The sequence below is a fragment of the Promicromonospora sp. NPDC110617 genome (genome assembly GCF_055598465.1).
Window position 1 is genome coordinate 251,171 of record NZ_JBVKBM010000001.1, and the last position, 18,232, is coordinate 269,402.

General features: G+C 72.7%; 17 protein-coding genes and 2 pseudogenes. 10 read left to right on the forward strand and 9 right to left on the reverse strand.

Features of this window, described 5'->3' with window-relative positions; all coding sequences use genetic code 11:
• Positions 1 to 40: 40 nt before the first annotated feature.
• Positions 41 to 403, reverse strand: a complete 363-nt coding sequence (locus ACZ7LE_RS01090) for a DUF3817 domain-containing protein (protein ID WP_470401561.1) — start codon at positions 401 to 403, stop codon at positions 41 to 43.
• A gap of 64 nt (positions 404 to 467) precedes the next feature.
• On the reverse strand, positions 468 to 1,397 hold the full coding sequence (locus ACZ7LE_RS01095) for a DMT family transporter (RefSeq protein WP_470401562.1): 930 nt from the start codon (positions 1,395 to 1,397) through the stop codon (positions 468 to 470).
• Here ACZ7LE_RS01095 and ACZ7LE_RS01100 point away from each other — a divergent pair.
• Positions 1,396 to 2,811: an aminotransferase-like domain-containing protein gene (locus ACZ7LE_RS01100; protein ID WP_470401563.1), complete on the forward strand. Its 1,416-nt coding sequence runs from the start codon at positions 1,396 to 1,398 to the stop codon at positions 2,809 to 2,811. The two genes, ACZ7LE_RS01095 and ACZ7LE_RS01100, sit on opposite strands and share 2 nt — an antisense overlap.
• 17 nt (positions 2,812 to 2,828) lie before the next feature.
• Here the strand turns inward: ACZ7LE_RS01100 and ACZ7LE_RS01105 are convergent, their stop codons facing one another.
• The 4 genes from ACZ7LE_RS01105 to ACZ7LE_RS01120 all read right to left on the reverse strand — a co-directional run bounded on the left by ACZ7LE_RS01105 (position 2,829) and on the right by ACZ7LE_RS01120 (position 5,737).
• Entirely contained in the window at positions 2,829 to 3,347 is a 519-nt protein-coding gene (locus ACZ7LE_RS01105) for an RloB family protein (RefSeq protein ID WP_470401564.1), read from the reverse strand.
• A gap of 58 nt (positions 3,348 to 3,405) precedes the next feature.
• Positions 3,406 to 4,800 (reverse strand): AAA family ATPase, encoded by a 1,395-nt coding sequence (locus tag ACZ7LE_RS01110; RefSeq protein ID WP_470401565.1) that lies wholly within the window; start codon positions 4,798 to 4,800, stop codon positions 3,406 to 3,408.
• 88 nt (positions 4,801 to 4,888) lie between these two features.
• Positions 4,889 to 5,218, reverse strand: coding sequence for a TfoX/Sxy family protein (locus ACZ7LE_RS01115; RefSeq protein WP_470401566.1), 330 nt, complete (start codon positions 5,216 to 5,218; stop codon positions 4,889 to 4,891).
• A 30-nt stretch (positions 5,219 to 5,248) separates the two neighbouring features.
• Positions 5,249 to 5,737 (reverse strand): nitroreductase family deazaflavin-dependent oxidoreductase, encoded by a 489-nt coding sequence (locus ACZ7LE_RS01120; protein WP_470401567.1) that lies wholly within the window; start codon positions 5,735 to 5,737, stop codon positions 5,249 to 5,251.
• 107 nt (positions 5,738 to 5,844) lie between these two features.
• Here ACZ7LE_RS01120 and ACZ7LE_RS01125 point away from each other — a divergent pair.
• From ACZ7LE_RS01125 to ACZ7LE_RS01155, 7 genes and pseudogenes are all read left to right on the forward strand, one after another.
• Positions 5,845 to 7,548 (forward strand): annotated as a pseudogene (locus ACZ7LE_RS01125) (glycoside hydrolase family 2 TIM barrel-domain containing protein); the annotation flags it as partial.
• 99 nt (positions 7,549 to 7,647) lie between these two features.
• A pseudogene (locus ACZ7LE_RS01130) lies at positions 7,648 to 8,823 on the forward strand (beta-galactosidase small subunit-related protein); the annotation flags it as partial.
• 133 nt (positions 8,824 to 8,956) lie between these two features.
• Positions 8,957 to 10,072, forward strand: a complete 1,116-nt coding sequence (locus ACZ7LE_RS01135) for a mannonate dehydratase (protein WP_470403262.1) — start codon at positions 8,957 to 8,959, stop codon at positions 10,070 to 10,072.
• Between the two features lie 39 nt (positions 10,073 to 10,111).
• On the forward strand, positions 10,112 to 11,239 hold the full coding sequence (locus ACZ7LE_RS01140) for an RDD family protein (protein ID WP_470401568.1): 1,128 nt from the start codon (positions 10,112 to 10,114) through the stop codon (positions 11,237 to 11,239).
• A 78-nt stretch (positions 11,240 to 11,317) separates the two neighbouring features.
• Complete coding sequence (locus ACZ7LE_RS01145) at positions 11,318 to 11,926, forward strand: DinB family protein (RefSeq protein WP_470401569.1); 609 nt, start codon at positions 11,318 to 11,320, stop codon at positions 11,924 to 11,926.
• A gap of 139 nt (positions 11,927 to 12,065) precedes the next feature.
• On the forward strand, positions 12,066 to 12,482 hold the full coding sequence (locus tag ACZ7LE_RS01150) for a VOC family protein (protein WP_377229095.1): 417 nt from the start codon (positions 12,066 to 12,068) through the stop codon (positions 12,480 to 12,482).
• A gap of 28 nt (positions 12,483 to 12,510) precedes the next feature.
• Positions 12,511 to 13,371, forward strand: a complete 861-nt coding sequence (locus ACZ7LE_RS01155; RefSeq protein WP_470401570.1) for an alpha/beta fold hydrolase — start codon at positions 12,511 to 12,513, stop codon at positions 13,369 to 13,371.
• Here ACZ7LE_RS01155 and ACZ7LE_RS01160 read toward each other — a convergent pair.
• Complete coding sequence (locus tag ACZ7LE_RS01160) at positions 13,358 to 13,723, reverse strand: DUF2255 family protein (protein WP_470401571.1); 366 nt, start codon at positions 13,721 to 13,723, stop codon at positions 13,358 to 13,360. The two genes, ACZ7LE_RS01155 and ACZ7LE_RS01160, sit on opposite strands and share 14 nt — an antisense overlap.
• Positions 13,720 to 14,595, reverse strand: coding sequence for a helix-turn-helix domain-containing protein (locus ACZ7LE_RS01165; protein WP_470401572.1), 876 nt, complete (start codon positions 14,593 to 14,595; stop codon positions 13,720 to 13,722). The genes ACZ7LE_RS01160 and ACZ7LE_RS01165 overlap by 4 nt, the downstream gene beginning before the upstream one ends.
• Positions 14,596 to 14,699: 104 nt before the next feature.
• Here ACZ7LE_RS01165 and ACZ7LE_RS01170 point away from each other — a divergent pair, with 104 nt between their 5' ends.
• Positions 14,700 to 15,632 (forward strand): alpha/beta hydrolase, encoded by a 933-nt coding sequence (locus tag ACZ7LE_RS01170; protein WP_470401573.1) that lies wholly within the window; start codon positions 14,700 to 14,702, stop codon positions 15,630 to 15,632.
• Between the two features lie 80 nt (positions 15,633 to 15,712).
• Positions 15,713 to 16,918: a cytochrome P450 family protein gene (locus ACZ7LE_RS01175; protein ID WP_470401574.1), complete on the forward strand. Its 1,206-nt coding sequence runs from the start codon at positions 15,713 to 15,715 to the stop codon at positions 16,916 to 16,918.
• Positions 16,919 to 16,945: 27 nt separating this feature from the next.
• On the opposite strand, the gene ACZ7LE_RS01180 is transcribed toward ACZ7LE_RS01175, so the two are convergent.
• Positions 16,946 to 18,223, reverse strand: coding sequence for a cytochrome P450 family protein (locus tag ACZ7LE_RS01180; RefSeq protein ID WP_470401575.1), 1,278 nt, complete (start codon positions 18,221 to 18,223; stop codon positions 16,946 to 16,948).
• Positions 18,224 to 18,232 lie beyond the last annotated feature (9 nt).

Here is an 18,232-nt window from a genome sequence, read left to right on the forward strand (position 1 = left end):
GGCGTGAGGTTCAAGGCCGTCCGGGAGAAGGCCCGCGCGGTCAGCGCGTCGGCTGGAGCTCCGCGTCCGGCTCGCGGGCAGCCTCGCGGTCGGCCGGGTCCGCGAGGTGTCCCGTGCGCCGGAGCCACCACTCGGCGAGCAGCGTGGTCAGCGGCGGGACTGCCGACGCCAGCGCGACGAGCGTCCGGAACCAGCCCCACCGCAGCCGGACGCCCACGACGAGCGTGACGACGACGAAGAGCACGAACGCCCCGCCGTGCAGGCGCCCGAACAGCCACACGCCGGTCTCGGTGGCCTCCGTGACGTACTTGAGGAACATCCCGACCAGCAGTCCGGCCCAGGTGAACGCCTCGATCCAGGCGACGACGGCGAACAGGCGGCCCAGGCGGGACATCGGGGGCATGCGGGATCCTTCCGGAGGAGGGTCGGGGTGTGCGCCCAGTCTGCCCGACGCCGGACGGTGCGCCTCAGCCGGGCTGCCGCAGGCGGGACCGGACGGCGATGCCGGCGCAGAGGATCACGGCCGCCCCGCCGAGCGCCGTGGGCCAGCCGATCTGCTCGTGCAGGAGCAGCGCCGCCCAGCCGATCCCCAGCACGGGCTGGACCAGCTGCACCTGGCTGACCTGCGCCATCGGGCCGATCGCGAGGCCGCGGTACCAGGCGACGAAGCCCAGGAACATGCTCACCGCCCCCAGGTAGCCGAACAGCGCCCAGTCGAGCGGCGTGCCCGACGGCGGCTGCCGCACCACCGCGACCGCCGTGAGCAGCGTCATCGGCACCGCGGCGAGCACCAGGGCCCAGGAGATGGTCTGCCACGAACCGAGCTCGCGCGAGAGCAGCCCGCCCTCCGCGTAGCCGAACCCGCAGGCGACCACAGCGGCGAGCAGGAGCAGGTCCGACCCGTGCAGGCCGCCGAACCCGTCGCCCTGGACCGAGGCGAAGGCGATCGCCGCGACCGCGCCCAGTGCGGCCATCACCCAGAACGACGTCCGGGGCCGCTCGCGCCCGCGCAGGACCACCAGCACCGCGGTGGCGGCGGGCAGCAGCGCGATCACGACGGCCGCGTGGCTGGCCGACGCGGTGGTCAGCGCGAACGACGTCAGCACCGGGAAGCCGACCACCACACCGGCTGCGACGACCGCCAACCGCGCCCACTGGGCGCCGCGGGGCCGGCGCTGCCGCGTGATCGCGAGCGCGGCCGCCGCCAGCAGTGCCGCCACGACCGCGCGCCCGCACGCCACGAACAGCGGCGACATGGCGCCGGAGCCGACGACCACGCGGGTGAAGGGGAGGGTGAACGAGAAGGCCAGCACCCCCAGGAGCCCCCACCAGAGGCCGGCGCGCGAGGCCGATAGCGGGTGGTCTGTCGTGAGGGTAGCGCTACTGTTGGCTGTCATGTATGACGATAGCAGTGGACGGATCGTCGCCGGGCTGCACGACTGGATCGCGACCGCCGCCCCCGGCGCGCGCCTGCCGTCCAGCAGGGAGCTCGTGGCGCGCTACGGGGCGAGCCCGGTCACGGTGCAGAAGGCGCTGCGCACGCTGGTGGCGCAGGGCGTGGTGGAGACCAGGCCGGGGGTCGGCACGTTCGTCCGGGCCGTGCGGGTGGCCCGCCCCCACGACTTCGGCTGGCAGACGGCGGCGCTCGGCCCCCGCCAGCAGCCCGCCCAGCAGCTTTCCCGGGCCCAGCACACCGTCCCGAACGACGTCATAGCCCTGCACTCGGGCTACCCGGACCGCGAGCTGCTGCCCGAGCGGCTGGTCCGTGCCGCCTTCACCCGCGCGGCGCGCAGCGAGGCCGCAGTGACCCGGTCGCCTGCCGCCGGGGTCCCGGAGCTGCAGGCCTGGTTCGCGGCCGAGGTCGGCGGTGCGTCACCGGCCGGTGTCGCCCCGCCCGCGCCGAGCGACGTCGTCGTCTTCCCCGGCAGCCAGAGCAGCCTCAGCATCACCTTCCGCGCCCTGGTCGGCGAGGGCCGACCGCTGCTGGTCGAGTCGCCCACCTACTGGGGCGCCCTGCTCGCGGCCGACCAGGTCGGGGTGCGGGTCGTACCCGTGCCCAGCGGTCCCGAGGGTCCGGACCCGGAGGCGCTCGCGCGCGCGTTCGAGCAGACCGGGGCGCGCGCCTTCTACGCCCAGCCGCACTTCGCCAACCCGACGGGCGCCCGTTGGTCGCCCGACCTGTGCGACGAGGTGCTCCGGCTGGCCCGGCGGCACGGCGCGTACGTGATCGAGGACGACTGGGCGCACGACTTCGGCATCGCCGAGGACGTGGTGCCCCTCGCGACCCGCGACGACAACGGCCACGTGGTCTACCTGCGCTCCCTGGCCAAGAGCGTCTCGCCGGCGGTGCGGGTGGCGGGACTCGTCGCGCGCGGGCCGGCTCGCGACCGCATCCTCGCCGGCGCCCAGGCCGAGTCCATGTACGTCAGCGGCATGCTGCAGGCCGTCGCGCTCGACGTCGTGACGCAGCCGGCCTGGCGCACCCACCTGCGCGGCCTGCGCCAGCAGCTCGCCGGCCGGCGCGACCTGCTGCTCGGGGCGCTGCGGGAGCACGTCCCGGCCGCGCGTGTCGAGGCAGTGCCCCGGGGCGGCCTGAACCTCTGGGTGCGGCTGCCCGACCCGACGGACGTCGCCCGTCTGGTCCGGGACTGCGAGGCGGCGGGCGTGATCATCGCGGCGGGTCACGAGTGGTTCCCGGCCGAGCCGACCGGCGCCTACCTGCGGCTCAACTACTCCGGCCCCAATCCGGGCGCGTTCCCGGAGGGCGCGCGCGTGATCGGCGAGATGTTGGCCCGGCAGATGGACCAGTAAGTCCGTCCCGCGGATTCTCAACGGCCACGGAGCGCCTCAACCAGGTGTGGCATCGCGCTCGACGGGTTCGGGCCACGGCTGTTCAGGCCTGTTGCGCGATTCCTGTGCGTTGCCATGGCGACCGCCTGTTCGACGTTGTCGAACGGAAAACCGGTGGGGAGGTGCTTGCACGTGCCCGTGAACCCGTGTCGTCTCAGTTCCTTCTTGAGCGACGTCGCCGTGTGCGCCGCGCCGCTGTCGGTCAGGTGCCAGAGCAGCCAGACCTCGAACTGTGGGTTGGAGACGACTACTGTTTCGGCGCTTCCGGCACATTCGCGGAGGACGTCGTTCAACGAGGCGTGATCATCGACGTCGACGACGACCCACACCGCCTCGTAGTCATCCTTCGCCGCGAGCTTGCGCGCCTTGGCCAGGACTCGTGAGGGTTCTCCGCCGCCGCCTTTGAGCGCATGGGGGACCACCGTGACACCCGCCCTCCGCAAGTGCTGGAGCAGTCCTTGCAGGTACTGGACCTCCGTGATCTCGCCCTCGGTCACGACCAGGAGCCTCCTGTTCTCCTGACGCGTCGGGCGGTTCCTGACGAGGGAACCGCCCTTACGCATCCGTCGTCTCCCGTACCTCTGGGTCGAGAAGAGACGCGAGGAACGACCGGGCTGTTCTGGGCACAGCGCCGTAACGGCCGTCGAGGTAGCGCTTTGAAAAGTTCTGGTCCGCGCGGGTTGGAAAGTCCGAGAGCGAGAAGAGCGACGTGGCTCCGTCGCGACCCTTCTCCGTGAACCACGTCTCTTCCGGAGCAAGCATCGAGTCCGACTGGTTGGAGAGCAGGAACGTGTCGTGTGTCGTGAATACCAACTGGGCGCCGGTGTGGTTGTAGTCGGGGTCCTTGAACATCCGCAGGATCACCTGTGACAGCTGCGGATGCAGGCTGGCGTCGATCTCGTCGACGACCAGCAGTCCGCCCGAGCGCAGGATCCTGATTGCTGGAAGGGCGAGGCTGAGCCAGGAGAGGGTCCCTGTGCTCTGCTCGCCGAGAGGTAGGGCGAAGGCGCCGTCGTGACCCGCGTGCTGGAACATCAGGGCGTGCTCGACGAACCCGATGTTGCGCTCCTGAAGATCGTTCGGGTCCCGGGCGGGGGTATCGATCCTCACCGTCCGCTTCGTGTTCTCCGCTGTTGTCACGACGTACCGGGGAATGACCTCCACCTTCTTGGCAGCGAGGTCGTTGATGACTCTGAAGGCTTCGCCAAGGGGTCCTGACACGGAGGATTCGTCGATACTGACGTCGGTAATGCCGATATCGGCCACCTGAAGGAGCGTCTTCACGTCGCCGAGGTCGATCTCTTCCTCGGCGATCCCGTCCATGATCTGCTCAAGGCGACGTTGACGGTCCTGTTCCGAGAAGTCGGCGACAGCAATATGGTCTGCGAAGGCGGTCGAAAGTCGGCCCAGCAGTGCGTGCCCGTTCCCCGCGGCCTTGGACAGGAAGAGCATCCTGTCGCCTGTTACCGCCGCATGGCGCCGGGGCGCGCCGATCAAGGTGCGTCCGAACTTGTATTCGCCGCCTTCGCGCTCGAAGAGAACCCTGTGCTTCGTGCTGGGATAGTCGTAGAGCCATTCCTGTCGGACGGCGGCCTCGTCGATCTCGAAGCCGTACTGGTAGCGGACCTCGTCGAGCACGAAATCGACCGCGTAACCCGATGGGCGCACCGTGGTGCTGGCAGTGAGCTTGAACGGTTCTTGCGGGAGCCTCTTGCGAAGGCTCCACGACGTCGCGGACTCGACGACCATCGCTCGGAAGAACTTCAACGCGTCCACGACCGTGGACTTGCCCGACGCGTTGGCTCCGTAGATCCCCGCGACCCGAGTCGTGGCGCCGGCCCAGTCCCCGTCCTTGGGGCGCACGGTGGTCAGCGACGGCCTGACGAGCGACAGCTCGGCCTCGTCGCGGATGCTTCGGTGGTTCTCGACCCGGAAGCGCAGGAGGATCATGGGCCAATGATTGCACTAACACGGGTTGATCGGTCGAAGTTCGACCAAAATCGGGTGGATAACGTGATACGAGCGCAGGCGACGTGGCTCACTTGGCCGGCAGCGTACGGGCCCAGCTCACCCCGCGTCGCACCCACGTGACGAGGTCGGCCTCGGTGGCGACGGCGTCCGCCGGCACGGCCAGCCAGCCCGCCATGACGCGGGCGCCCATCACCGCGCGTTCGGCGGTCGTGGTGCGCGCCAGCTCTGCGGCGTCGTCGGCCCCGACCCGGACCAGCAGGCCGCCGCCGCGCACCGCCACGGCGAGGTTGCCGCCCACCAGGAACGACAGCCCGCCGAACATGCGCTTCTCGGACAGCCCGTCCTCGCCGGCCAGGGCATGCCGGATCTCGTCGGCCAGGACCTGGTCGTACGCCATGCCTGCGAGGCTACGCCCGCTGCGGTCGCTCTACCGCTGCGGCCGTTCCAGGCGGAACAGGCGCACCTCCCGCCCTGACGTCCGCTCGTAGCCGCGGTACCCGGGCCACTGCCGCTCGATCTGCGCCCAGACGGCGTCCCGCTCGCCGTCCTCGATCAGGGTGGCCCGGACCGGGATGTGGCGGCCGCGCACGCTGATGCTCGCGTCGGGGTGGGCCAGCAGGTTGTAGGTCCACGCGGGGTGCTTGTCCTGGGCGAAGGCGGAGCCCGCGACGATCGCCCGGTCCCGGCCGTCCGGCGTGTACATGAGGTAGGTGTCGCGCGGCTTCCCGGACCGCGCGCCCCGGGTGTGCAGCACGAGCGACGGCACCAGCAGCGCGCTGATCTGCAGGCGCCCGCCGGAGCCCCAGGCGAGCACCCGCTCGGCGGGTGGCAGGACCACGGGGCCGACGGTGCGGAAGAACCGCGTGCGGGTGAACGGGGCGACCGCCGAGCGGACGGCGTGCAGCAGGCTGGACATCTGTCCATGATCTGACGCGGTGGCGCAGTCGGCACCACGATGCGGGGTAGCGTCACGACCGGCGTCCCCGCCGCCCGCTTCCCCACCCGACGCCGCCTGGAGGAGTCATGACCACCACCCACGAGACCGTCGCCCCGCCGGACGGCGTGGTCGCACCGCGGTTCCGCCCGCCGGCCGGCGCCTCCAGCGCCACCGCGCTGTCGCTCGACGGCGACTGGCGGTTCCGGCTGTTCCCGCACGCGGACACAGGCGTGGACCGGGCCGAGCCCGGCGAGGACTGGGACCGTCTCGCGGTGCCCGGGCACTGGCAGCTCGCGGGCTCCCCCGATGCCTGGCCGTACGGGACGCCCGCCTACACCAACGTGGTGTTCCCGTTCCCCGTCGAGCCGCCCCACGTGCCCGACGACAACCCGACGGGCGAGTACCGCACCACGCTGCGCCTGCCCGCGGACTGGCCCGAGGGCGGCCGCACCGTGCTGAGGTTCGAGGGCGTCGACTCCTGGTTCCAGGCCTCGCTCGACGGCGAGCTCCTCGCCACGTCGCACGGCTCCCGCCTGCCCACCGAGATCGACCTCACCGGACGCCTGCGCCCGGGTGCCGAGCACCTGCTCGCGGTTCGCGTCACCCAGTGGTCGGCCATGTCGTACGTCGAGGACCAGGACCAGTGGTGGCTCTCGGGCATCTTCCGGAGCGTCGCCCTGGAGCACCGCCCCGACGGCGGCCTCGACGACGTGCGCGTGCACGCCGCCTACGACCACGCGACCGGCGTGGGCACGCTGCGCGTGGACGCCGCGGCCGTCGTCGGTGCGCCGGGCGTGGTGGCCGCACGGGTCACGGTGCCCGAGCTCGGCATCGAGTCCACGTCCGGCGTCGACGTCGAGATGACCGTGGAGCCGTGGAGCGCCGAGCGGCCGCGGCTCTACGACGTCGTGGTCGCGACCGACACCGAGACGGTCACGCTCGCCGTCGGCTTCCGCACCATCTCGATCGAGGACGGCGTCTTCCTCGTCAACGGGCGGCCGATCAAGCTGCGCGGCGTCAACCGGCACGAGTTCGACCCGCTGCGCGGCCGGTCCGTGACGCCGGAACGCATGCTCGAGGACGTGCTGCTCATGAAGCGGCACCACATCAACGCCGTCCGCACGAGCCACTACCCGCCGCACCCGCACTTCCTCGACCTGTGCGACCGCCACGGGCTCTACGTGATCGACGAGAACGACCTGGAGACCCACGGCTTCGAGGTCGACGGCTGGACCCGCAACCCGGTCGACGACCCGGCCTGGACCGACGTGCTCGTCGACCGCGTCACCCGGATGGTCCGCCGCGACGCCCACCACGCGAGCATCATCATGTGGTCGCTGGGCAACGAGGCGGGCGTCGGCCGCAACCTCGCCGCGATGGCCGCCGCCGTCCGCGCGCTCGACCCGAGCCGCCCGATCCACTACGAGGGCGACTGGTCGAGCGACCACGTGGACGTCTACTCCCGGATGTACGCCGAGACCGCGGAGGTCGACCTCATCGGCCAGGGCATCGAGCCACCGTTCGAGCGTGCCGAGTCCGACGGCCGCCGCCGGGCGATGCCGTTCCTCCAGTGCGAGTACGCGCACGCCATGGGCAACGGCCCCGGCGGCCTGTCCGACTACGACACCCTGTTCGACCGGTACCCCCGGCTGCTCGGCGGGTTCATCTGGGAGTGGATCGACCACGGCCTGACCCGCGCCGACACCGACGGGACCCTGTTCTCCGCCTACGGCGGAGACTTCGGCGAACGGCTCCACGACGGCACGTTCATCGCCGACGGGCTGCTCCTGCCGGACCGGACACCCTCGCCGGGGCTGCGCGAGACCGCCGCGGTGTTCGCACCGGTCCGCATCGACGCACAGCCGGACGGCACCCTGCTGGTGCGTAACCGTTACGCGTTCCGGGACACCAGCCACGCCGAGCTCCGCTGGACGCTCCACCGCGGCGACGACGAGCTCGCCACCGGCACCCTCGACCTCGTGCTCGACGCCGGGGCCCAGGCCGTCGTCCGCCCGCCCGCGGACCTGACCCTGCCGGAGCCCGGCGAGGCACCGGTCTGGTGGACGCTGCGCGCCGTCCAGGACAAGCCCGACGAGCTCGAGGACACCTGGCTCGAACCAGGATTCGTGCTCGGGTCCGGCCAGCTCCGCCTCGTGGAGCGCGCGGCGCTCGCGGAACCGGCGGGCCGCGTGACGAAGGAGGCCGACGGCGGGTTCCGGGCGGGTCCGGCACGGTTCGACGGCCGGGGTGAGCTCCGTGAGCTCGCGGGCCGCGCGGTGCACCTGTTCCGCGCCGATGCCTGGCGGGCCTCGACCGACAACGACCGGCGTCCGGGCCGGGGCGACCAGGCCGACGCGGCGGTGTGGTACCGCGCGGGCCTGACACTGCTCGGCGAGCGCAGGACCGGGGTGGACGTCGGCGCGGACGGCGCGCTGCGGATCGACGCGCGCGTCGCCGGGCCGGCCGTCCGGACGGGCTTCGCCACGCACTACCGCTGGCAGCCGGTCACCGACGAGCCCGATGCCGTCGACCTGCTCGTCGACATCCGGCCCGAGGGCCCGGCACCGCAGAGCGTCGCGCGGCTCGGCCTGCTGCTGGCCCTCGACGACCCGCGGGCCGCGGAGGCCGGCGTGCGCTGGACGGGCCTCGGCCCGGACGAGTCGTACGCGGACTCGACGGCGGCGGCGCTCGGCGGGGCGTGGCAGCACACGGTCGCCGACTGGCAGACCCGGTACACGCACCCGCAGGAGAACGGTGCCCGGCGCGGCGTCACCAGCGCCGACCTGTCCTTCGCGGACGGCTCCGGCCTGCGGATCGACGCGGGCGAGGTGCTGGTCGGGGGCCGGGAGCGGACAGGATTCGAGCTGTCGCTGCGCCCCTGGTCCGACGAGGCGCTCGAGGCCGCCGCCCACCCGCACGAGCTCGTGCCCGACGGGCGGCTGTGGCTGCACCTGGATGCCGCCCAGCACGGCGTCGGCACGGCGGCCTGCGGCCCGGGCGTGCTGCCGAACGCCCAGCTGCACGCCACGCCTGTCCGGATGCGGCTGCGGTTCACGGCTCGCTGAGCCGCCGTCGGACCAGCTCGGGGAACCCCCGTGCGGACCGCTCCGTGAGCATCGTGCCCGCCCCGCCCGCCGGGGCGGGCATGATGTATACAAGAGCGGCTGGACGACGACGACGAGGAGAACCGCTGTGAAGATGGGCTTCCGCTGGTACGGCGAGGGCAACGACACCGTGACCCTGGATCACGTGCGCCAGATCCCTGGCGTGGAGACCATCGTGTGGAGCCTGCACCACAAGCAGGCCGGCGAGGTGTGGGAGCAGGCGGAGATCGACGCCGAGATCGCGAAGATCACGGGCCTCTCGGACGCGGCCCGGGCCCAGGGGATCACGAAGACGTTCGACGCCGAGGTGGTCGAGTCCGTCAACGTGCACGAGTCGATCAAGCTGGGCCGCACCGTGCTCGGGCTGAGCCGCGACGAGGCGATCGAGAACTACGTCACGACGATCCGCCGCCTCGGGCAGTCGGGCGTGAAGGTGGTCTGCTACAACTTCATGCCGGTCTTCGACTGGCTGCGCACCGACCTGTGGCACCCGCTGCCGGACGGCTCGACCGCCCTGTTCTACGAGAAGGCCGTCGTCGACAAGATGTCGCCCGAGAGTCTGATCGCCGACATGGAGGCGAACACGCACGGGCTCACCCTGCCGGGCTGGGAGCCGGAGCGGCTGGCGAGCTTCAGCGAGCTGAACGCGGCGTACGAGGGCGTGACGCACGACGACATGTACGCCAACTACAAGTACTTCCTCGACGCGGTGATCCCCACCTGCGAGGAGGTCGACGTGAAGCTCGGCGTGCACCCCGACGACCCGCCCTTCGACGTCTTCGGCTGGCCGCGCGTGGTCTCGACCAAGGAGGGCATCGCGCGCGTGCTCGACCTGAACCCGAGCCCGTACAACGGCCTCACGCTGTGCCTGGGCAGCTTCTCCGCCAACCCGGAGCAGGACCCTGTCGACGCGGTGCGGACCTTCATGGACCGCATCCACTTCTCGCACGTGCGCAACATCAAGCACTTCGACAACGGCGACTTCACCGAGGTCGCGCACCGGGCGTGCGAGGGCAGCGTCGACACCACCGGCATCATGAAGGCGTACGCCGAGGCCGGCTACGAGGGTTACATCCGGCCCGACCACGGCCGGCACCTGTGGGACGAGAACACCACGAACAAGCCCCGCCCCGGGTACGGCCTGTACGACCGGGCGCTGGGCATCCAGTACCTGCTCGGCGCCTGGGACGCGTACCGCTACCAGGGCTGATTCGTCGCGGGCGGGCGCCCTGGCTGCCATGATCCAGGGATGGTGAGCAGCGAGGGGCCCGGGCCCGACGGCGGTGCGCCGTCCGGTGACGCACGGTCAGGCGTGGCCGTCGTGCCGGGCGGTGCGCCGGACGCCGTCCCCGCGGGGCCGGCCGCCGTCGACAGGCCGGCGTACGCGACCTGGGGGCAGCGTGTGGTCGCGGCGATCCTCGACGACGCGATCCTGGCCGGGGTCACCTGGCTGACGCTCGGGACGGGCTTCTCCCCCGTCACACTCACGCCCGTGTTCGCCGCGGCCGGCACCGAGAACTGGGGGCGCGGCCCGCTCGTCCTGATCCCGGTCGCGGCCCTCGTGGCCCTGCTGGTGCTCCAGGCACTGACGGGCTGGACCCCGGGCAAGCTCGTGACCGGCATCAGGGTGGTCCGCGAGGACGAGCACCGGCCGGCCGGGCTGTGGCGGACGGCGGCGCGCTGGGTGCTGCACGTGCTCGACGCGATCTTCCTGATCGGCTACCTGCGACCCCTCTGGCACGCGAAGCGGCAGACCTTCGCCGACTCGATCGCGCGGACCGTCGTGGTGCGCGACGTCCTCGACCTCCCGCGGCGGCCGCGCGTCGCCGTGTACGTGGCGGCGGCGGTCACCTGCGCGCTCGGGGTCGGCTACTGCGTGCCGATCGGCAGCGCGAGCAGCGAGAGCCTGGTCGGCGAGCCCCTGTGCGAGGTGGAGCACGCCGGACCAGCCCTGACCAGCGGAGAGATCACCCCGGCCGCGTCCGTGTCGGTCAACGGGGACCGCCGGATGTGGACCGTCCGGGAGACCCGCACGGTGAGCCCGGGCGCGACGATCGCGTGGACCAGCGACCCGTCGGCGCGCGACACCGGGTACCGGGTCGAGCTCGACGTCCGGCCGGGACCCGGCGAGGAACCGGTGGTCTCCCGGTCCTGGGACATCGGCACGGGCAGCGTCGACTCCGGGGAGGGCGACGCCGGGTTCACGCACAGCCGGATCGACTCGGCGGACGAGGACCGGCACGACGCCGAGGTCAACCTCGCCGAACCGGGCTCCGACCTCGACGTCGACGCCGGCACGTGGTTCGACGTGCGCATCCTCGCCGACGGCGAGGAGCTCGTGGCGTGCGGTGGTGCGGCGGCCTGGACCGCGCCGTAGCCCGCGGGCGTCGGCCTGAGACCAGGTCCGGCGGAAATCCCGTGGTCCGTGGGCCCCGCACGGTCCACCCTGGGTCGTATGGAACCCACGGAGCACGACACTGAAGCACCAGCGACCCGGTGGACCGGTTCGACCGTCTTCCCCGACATGTGGGTGGACCCCGACGACGACCCCCGCGAGACCGACGTCCCACCCGGCGACGAGCGCGCCATGCTGCTCGACTACCTCCGCTACTACCGGCTCACCCTGGAGCTCAAGTGCACGGGGCTCGACGCCGAGCAGCTCGCCCGCCGGTCCGCGCCGCCGTCCACCATGTCCCTGCTCGGGCTGGTGCGACACCTCGCCGACGGCGAACGACACCTGCGGCGGGTCCTGGCCGGCGAGGACGCACCGCCGCTCTACCGGACCGACGACGACCGCGACGGCGACTGGAACGGCGCCGTCGCCGACCCGGCCGTCGCCGAGGACGCCTGGCAGCAGTGGCACACCGAGATGGCCGCCACCGACCGCTACCTCGACACGGTGACCGACCTCGAGAGCTGGAACGTCGGCGTCTCCGACCTCGGGCCGGAGGGGGGCGACCTGCAGGTCCGCGACGGCATCGTGTCCCAGATCGTCGAGTACGCGCGGCACTGCGGGCACGCCGACATCCTGCGCGAACGCATCGACGGCCGCGTGGGCCAGTGACCGCCCGCGGGTGATGTCCGGGCCGGCCCCCGCCGGCCGCTTGCGCGCGCGCCCGACGGTGGCAGCCTGGAAAGTGTCCGGCGCTCCCGACGGGAACACGCCGTGCGGTCGCCGGAGATCACGAAGGAGTGAGACAGCGATGGTCAACGTTCGAAATGTGCTGCCGACGTTCGCGGCGAACGACATCGACGCGGTGCGCGCGTTCTACGCCGACACGCTCGGCATGAGCGTGTCGACCCTGGACGAGGGGGCCGGCATCGTGCTCGACCTCGGCGACGGCGCCGCCGTCTTCGTCTACCAGAAGGACGACCACGTCCCCGCGCCGTTCACCGTCATGCACCTGACGGTCGACGACGTCGACGAGGTGGTCGACGAGCTCGCCGCCAAGGGCGTGACCTTCCAGCACTACGAAGGGTTCGACCAGGACGAGAAGGGCATCGTGCGCGGATTCATGGAGGGCGGCGACGGCGCCTGGTTCACCGACCCGGCGGGCAACATCATCGGCCTCGCCGACGGCGGCGGGATGGAGGCGTTCCTCGAAAATCCCGGCGGCTGACCGGGCCGCCCAGGTAGCCTCTGGCGCCATGTCACCCACGTTCGTCCTGGTCCATGGCGCCTTCGCCAACTCGTTCTCGTTCGCGCCGCTCCAGGCCGAGCTCGCCCTGCACGGACACCGCTCCGCGGCCGTCGACCTGCCCGGCCACGGGTTCGAGGCCACCTACCCGGCCGCCTACCAGGCACCGCAGGACCCCGCCGGCCTCGCCACCACACCCGGCGTCATCAAGGGCGTGACCCTCGCCGACAACGCGGCACGCGTCATCGAGACCCTCGAACGCGCCAAGGAGCACGGCCCCGTGATCCTCGTCGGCCACAGCCGGGGCGGCATGACGCTGACCGCCGTCGGCAACGCCCGCCCCGACCTGGTCGACCGGATCGTCTACGTCTCCGCCTGGGCCCCCGTCGACCTCGGCGCGAGCGACTACTACGCCCAGCCCGAGATGGCCGACGTCGACGCGGGGGCGCTCGCGGCCGTCCTCGCGGGCGACCCGGCGGCGCTGGGCCTGCTGCGTGCCAACTTCCGGACGGCCGACCCGGCGGTGCTCGCCGGCCTCAAGGAGGCGTTCCTCGCCGACGGCACCGACGACGAGCTCCGCGCGTTCCTCGCCACGTTCCAGCCGGACGAGAACCTCGACGTCGGCAGGTCGGACGACCGGGCCCGGGCGGAGACCTGGGGCACGATCCCGCGGTCCTACGTGCGCCTCGACGCCGACACGAGCATCCCGCTCGCGATGCAGGACCGGATGATCCGTGAGGCCGACGCGCTCACGCCCGGCAACCCGTACGACGTGCACACCCTGGCGTCCAGCCACCTGTCGTGGCTGGTCCGCCCGCGCGCGGCGGCCGAGGTGCTGGCGGGGCTGGCGGCGGGGCTCAGCGGGGTGTGACGCGGAGCGTCGCCCGACGCGCGGGCTCGCCGACGGCGAACGACGCCAGCGCGCCGTACTTGTGCCGGTAGGCCGCGTCGACGGCCGCCCGGGCGGCCGGCCCGGCGGGATCGAAGCGCACCGCGACGGTCTCGCCGGCCACCCGGACCCGTCCCGAACCGTGGCTGACGGCGGCGCGATACCACTCCGACGTCGTGCCGCGCTGCGACCGGACGTAGAGCTCGCCGTCGACGAGGACCATGCCGACCTCGACCTCCGGGGCCCGGGCGTCCGGGTCGACGGGGCCGGCGGAGAGGTGTAGCGACGGTGCGTCGCGGAGCGTCGCGGGGGTGGGTGCGGTCCACGTGGTCATCGCGCGTCCGTCGCGGTGGTCGTGGTGTCGGCGTCGGCCGTCCAGGAGGCCAGGATGCGCAGCGCCTCGTCGGACGGCGAGCCCGCCTCGGCGGTGAGCACCATCAGCCGCTGCCCGCTGCCGTCCGGGCTGGACCAGGTGTCGCAGTCGAGCGTCAGGTCGCCGACCACGCGGTGCCGGTACTGCTTGATGCCGTACGTGGCGCTGTTCACACGGTGCTCGGCCCACCAGCGGCGGAAGTCGGGGTCGGCCACGGCGAGCTCGCCGACCAGCTGGGCGAGGTCGGGGTCGTCGGGGTCGGCGGCGGCCTCCATGCGCAGGGCGGCGACGGCGTCCCGCGCGTCGTGCTCCCACCGGACGTTGAGCGCCCGGACGGTCGGGTCGGTGAAGAGCAGCCGGACGTAGTTGCGTCGCGCGGCGGGGATCTCCCCGAAGTCGACGAAGAGAGCCGCGGCGGCGGCGTTCCAGGCGAGGACGTCCATGCGCTTGCCGAGCACGATCGCCGGCGTGTCGGTGAGCCGGTCGAGCAGCCGCCGCATCGCCGGGCGCAGGGCCTGGCGGGCGCGGCGCCGACGGGGCCGGGCATCGGCCTTGCCGGCGATCTCGTAGAGGTAGCGCTGCTGGTCCTCGTCGAGGCGGAGGGCCGACGAGAGCGTGGCGAGCACCGCGGCGGACGCCGCGACGCGACCCTGTTCGAGGCGGGTGTAGTAGTCCACGCTGATCGCCGCGAGCTGGGCCACCTCCTCCCGGCGCAGCCCGGGCACCTTGCGGCGGGACAGGGTCTCGGGGAGGCCGGCGGCGTGGGGGTCGAGCTCGGCCCGGCGCGCCTTGAGGAACGCGCCGAGCTCGTCGGGGTCGACGGGTGGGGTCATGCGAACCATTCTGCGAGCGGCCGGGCGGCCGTGGGAGGGCAGGATCCTTCCCGGGGAAGAACCCGACGCTGTTGCGGTGCGAGCGAGCGGCACAACCTGGTCGCATGAACCGAACAGACGTCACCTTCGACAGTGCCGGGATCTCCCTCGCGGGCCACCTCTACCTTCCGTCGCCCGACGCCGCCGCCGACGCCGCCCCGCTCCCCGCGGTCGTGGTCGGCCACCCCGGGACCGGGGTCAAGGAGCAGACCGCGGGGACGTACGCCGCGCGCCTGGCCGAGCAGGGCTTCGTCACGCTCGCCTTCGACGCCGCCTACCAGGGCGAGAGCGGCGGACTGCCGCGCGGGCTCGAGGACCCCGCCCACCGCGTCGAGGACCTCAAGGCGGCGGTCTCGTACCTCACCACCCGCCCCGAGGTGGACGCCGGGCGGATCGGGATGCTCGGCATCTGCGCCTCCGGCGGTTACGGCATCGCGGCGACCGCGGGCGACCACCGGGTGCGGGCACTGGCCACCGTGAGCGGCGTCGACGTCGGGCGCCAGTTCCGCGACGGCGCCGACGGGGCCCAGCCCCCGGCCGTGGTCCAGGGGATGCTCGACGCCGCCGCGGCCGCCCGCACCGCCGAGGTCCGAGGCGAGGGTGTCGGCATGTTCCCGGTCTTCCCGGACACCGCGGAGGAGGCCCGGGTGCTCGGCGGCCGGCACGGCTTCGAGGGCTTCGAGTACTACCGCACCGAGCGCGGGGCGCACCCGCGTTCCGCGAAGGAGTTCACCTGGTCGAGCGTCGACCGCATCGCGACGTCCGACCAGTTCCGGTTCGTCGGCCTGATCGCGCCGCGACCGCTGCTCGTCGTCCAGGGGACGGAGGCCGTGACCAAGCACATGGGCACCCTCGCCTTCGCCGAGGCCCACGAGCCCAAGGAGCTCCACTGGGTCGAGGGGGCCAGCCACGTGGACCTCTACGACCGGCCCGAGTTCGCCGGGCCGGTCGTCGAGAAGCTGACCGGGTTCTTCACCCAGGGGCTCGCCGCGGCGTAGCCGTCCGTCGACATGGACAAAGCGGGCATCTCCGCAAAGACTGTGGCCACTGACCTGCCCGTTCGGCGTGAGGAGTGCTCGTGGAGACCCTGGTCCTGGATGCCGCTGGAAGGGCACCGCTGGAAGAGGTCGCGCGGCTGCGCGAGCGAGGACCGGTGACGCGGGTCGCCCTGCCGGGCGGGGTGGAGGCGTGGGCGGTCACCGACCTGGCCCTGCTCCGTCCGATGCTGGTCGACCCGCGGATCTCGAAGGACTCGCGCCAGCACTGGACGGCGCTGATCGACGGCGAGATCACGCCGCAGTGGCCCCTGTACACCTGGGTCACCGGCACGTCGATGTTCAACGCCTACGGCAGCACGCACCGTGCGCTGCGCAAGGTCGTGGCGCGCGGGTTCACGGCGCGCCGGACGCGGGCGATGGAACCCCGCGTCACGGCCGCCGTCACCGCGACGCTCGACGAGCTCGCCGCGAAGGGCGCCGACGGCGCGGTCGTGGACCTGCGCGAGGTGTTCGCCTCGTCCATCCCGGTCGAGGTCATCTGCGACCTGCTCGGCGTCCCGGACGGTCAGCGGCAGGACATGCGCCGGTGCGCCGACACGCTGATCAACACCGGTGCCACGCGCGAGGCCCAGGGTGCCGCCCAGACCGAGCTGCGCGAGCTGCTCGGCGCGCTCGTCCGCGCCAAGCGGGCGGACCCGGCGGAGGACCTGATCAGCACGGTCGCGGCCGAGCTGGCCGACGACGAGGCCGTCTCCACGAGCAACCTGATGCTGGTCGCGGGCCACGAGACCACCGTGAACCTGCTGGCCTCCGCCGTCCACCTGCTGCTGACCCATCCGCACGTGCTCGCCGCGGTCCGCGCCGGCGAGGTCACGTGGTCGGCCGTGGTCGACGAGACGCTGCGGGTGGCGCCGCCGGTGATCTACATCCCGCTGCGCTTCGCCGTCGAGGACCTGGAGCTCGGCGGGGTGGCGATCAGCCAGGGCGACCCGATCATCGCCGTCTTCGGTGCTCCGGGGCGTGACGAGACCGTGCACCAGGATGCCGCGCTGTTCGACCCGGCGCGTGCGGACCGGACGCACCTGGCGTTCGGCGCCGGCGCCCACCACTGTGTCGGCGAGCCGCTGGCCCGGCTGGAGGCCGAGACCGCCCTGCCGGCGCTGTTCGACCGCTTCCCCGACCTGCGGCTCGCCGAGCCGGACGGCGACCACGGCCAGGTGCCCGGGTTCGTCGCCAACGGCCCGGCCCGCGTGCCGGCCGTCCTGGGCGCCGAGCGCGCGGGCTGACGCGCCCGCGGGCCAAGCCGCCGAACGTCAGCCGCCGACCACGCCGTGGTCGGCGGCCTGCCAGGTCACGGGCAGCCGCTCGGCGTGCCGCACCCATGCCGAGGACGCCCAGGGCAGGTCGTCGGGAGACCCGGTCAGCTGCACGTCCATGTGCCGCAGGAGCTGGTCGACGGCGGTGCGGGCGATCAGCCGGGCCAGCCGGGGTGCCGGGCAGGCGTGCGGCCCGGTGCCCCAGGACAGGTGGGAGCGGTTGTCGACCTCGTCCCACACGTCGCCGGTGTGCACGGCCGGGTCCCGGTTCGCCGCGGCGATCGCCAGGACCAGGGCGTCGCCCCGGCGGATCCGGTGTCCGCCGAGGTCCAGGTCAGTGAGGGCGAACCGCGGCGCGGGCGACTGGGCGATGGGGGACCTGCGCCACAGCACCTCGTCGAGCGTGCCGTCGAGCGTCAGGCGGCCGCCGGCGACCCGGGCGGCGAGGCTCCGGTCCGTCAGGATCTGGTGCAGCGTCTGCGTGATCCACGCGGTGAGGAAGATCGCCGCCGCGCTGACGGGCACGATCGAGCTGCTGGCGATCTCGCCGTCGTGCGCGAAGTTCTTGTGGACCGCGAGGTATGAGACCAGGTCGTCCCCGCTCTCCTGCCGCCGCCGGCGGATGTGCTCCAGGACGATCGCCGCCGTGTTCGCCTGGGCCCGGGCGACCTGGTCGCCGTCACCGCTCACCACGGCCGCGGCGTCGGCCATGAGCATGGCCCCGGTCTCCAGGTCGAACCCGAGGGTGGTGGTCATCGCGAGGAACCCGATGGGCCGGCAGTACGCCTTGACCAGGTCACCGCTCCCCGACGGGCCCATGCGGTCGATGACGCGCTCGCACATGTCCGTGGTCCGCTCGCGGACCACTCGCTCGTCGAGGGCCGCCAGGGCGTCGTCCAGCGGCTCGCGCAGCCGCTTGCGCTCGTCGCCGTCGTGGTAGAACGCCGTCGGGCGTGGCTCCGCCGGGGTGTAGATGCCGATCGCCGTGCCGGCGGGCAGCAGGTGCTCGGCGTTCCACCGCCAGTTGGCCGCGTTCCTGCTGAAGTCGAACTCGGAGCGCATCACGTGACAGTTCTCGGAGTGGCCCAGGACCAGCCACGCCGGGATCACGACGTCGTCCTTGCGCTCGATCTCGATCGGCGCCACCGGGCCCCACTGTGCGCGCAACCGCGCGTAGTGCTCCTGCGGGTCCGGGCTGCTGGTGATCTCGGTGAGGGAGGTGAGCCCGGTGTGGCTCTCCAGCGCGGCCGTGCTCCGGGTCGTCTGCGGGATCATGGGCGACAT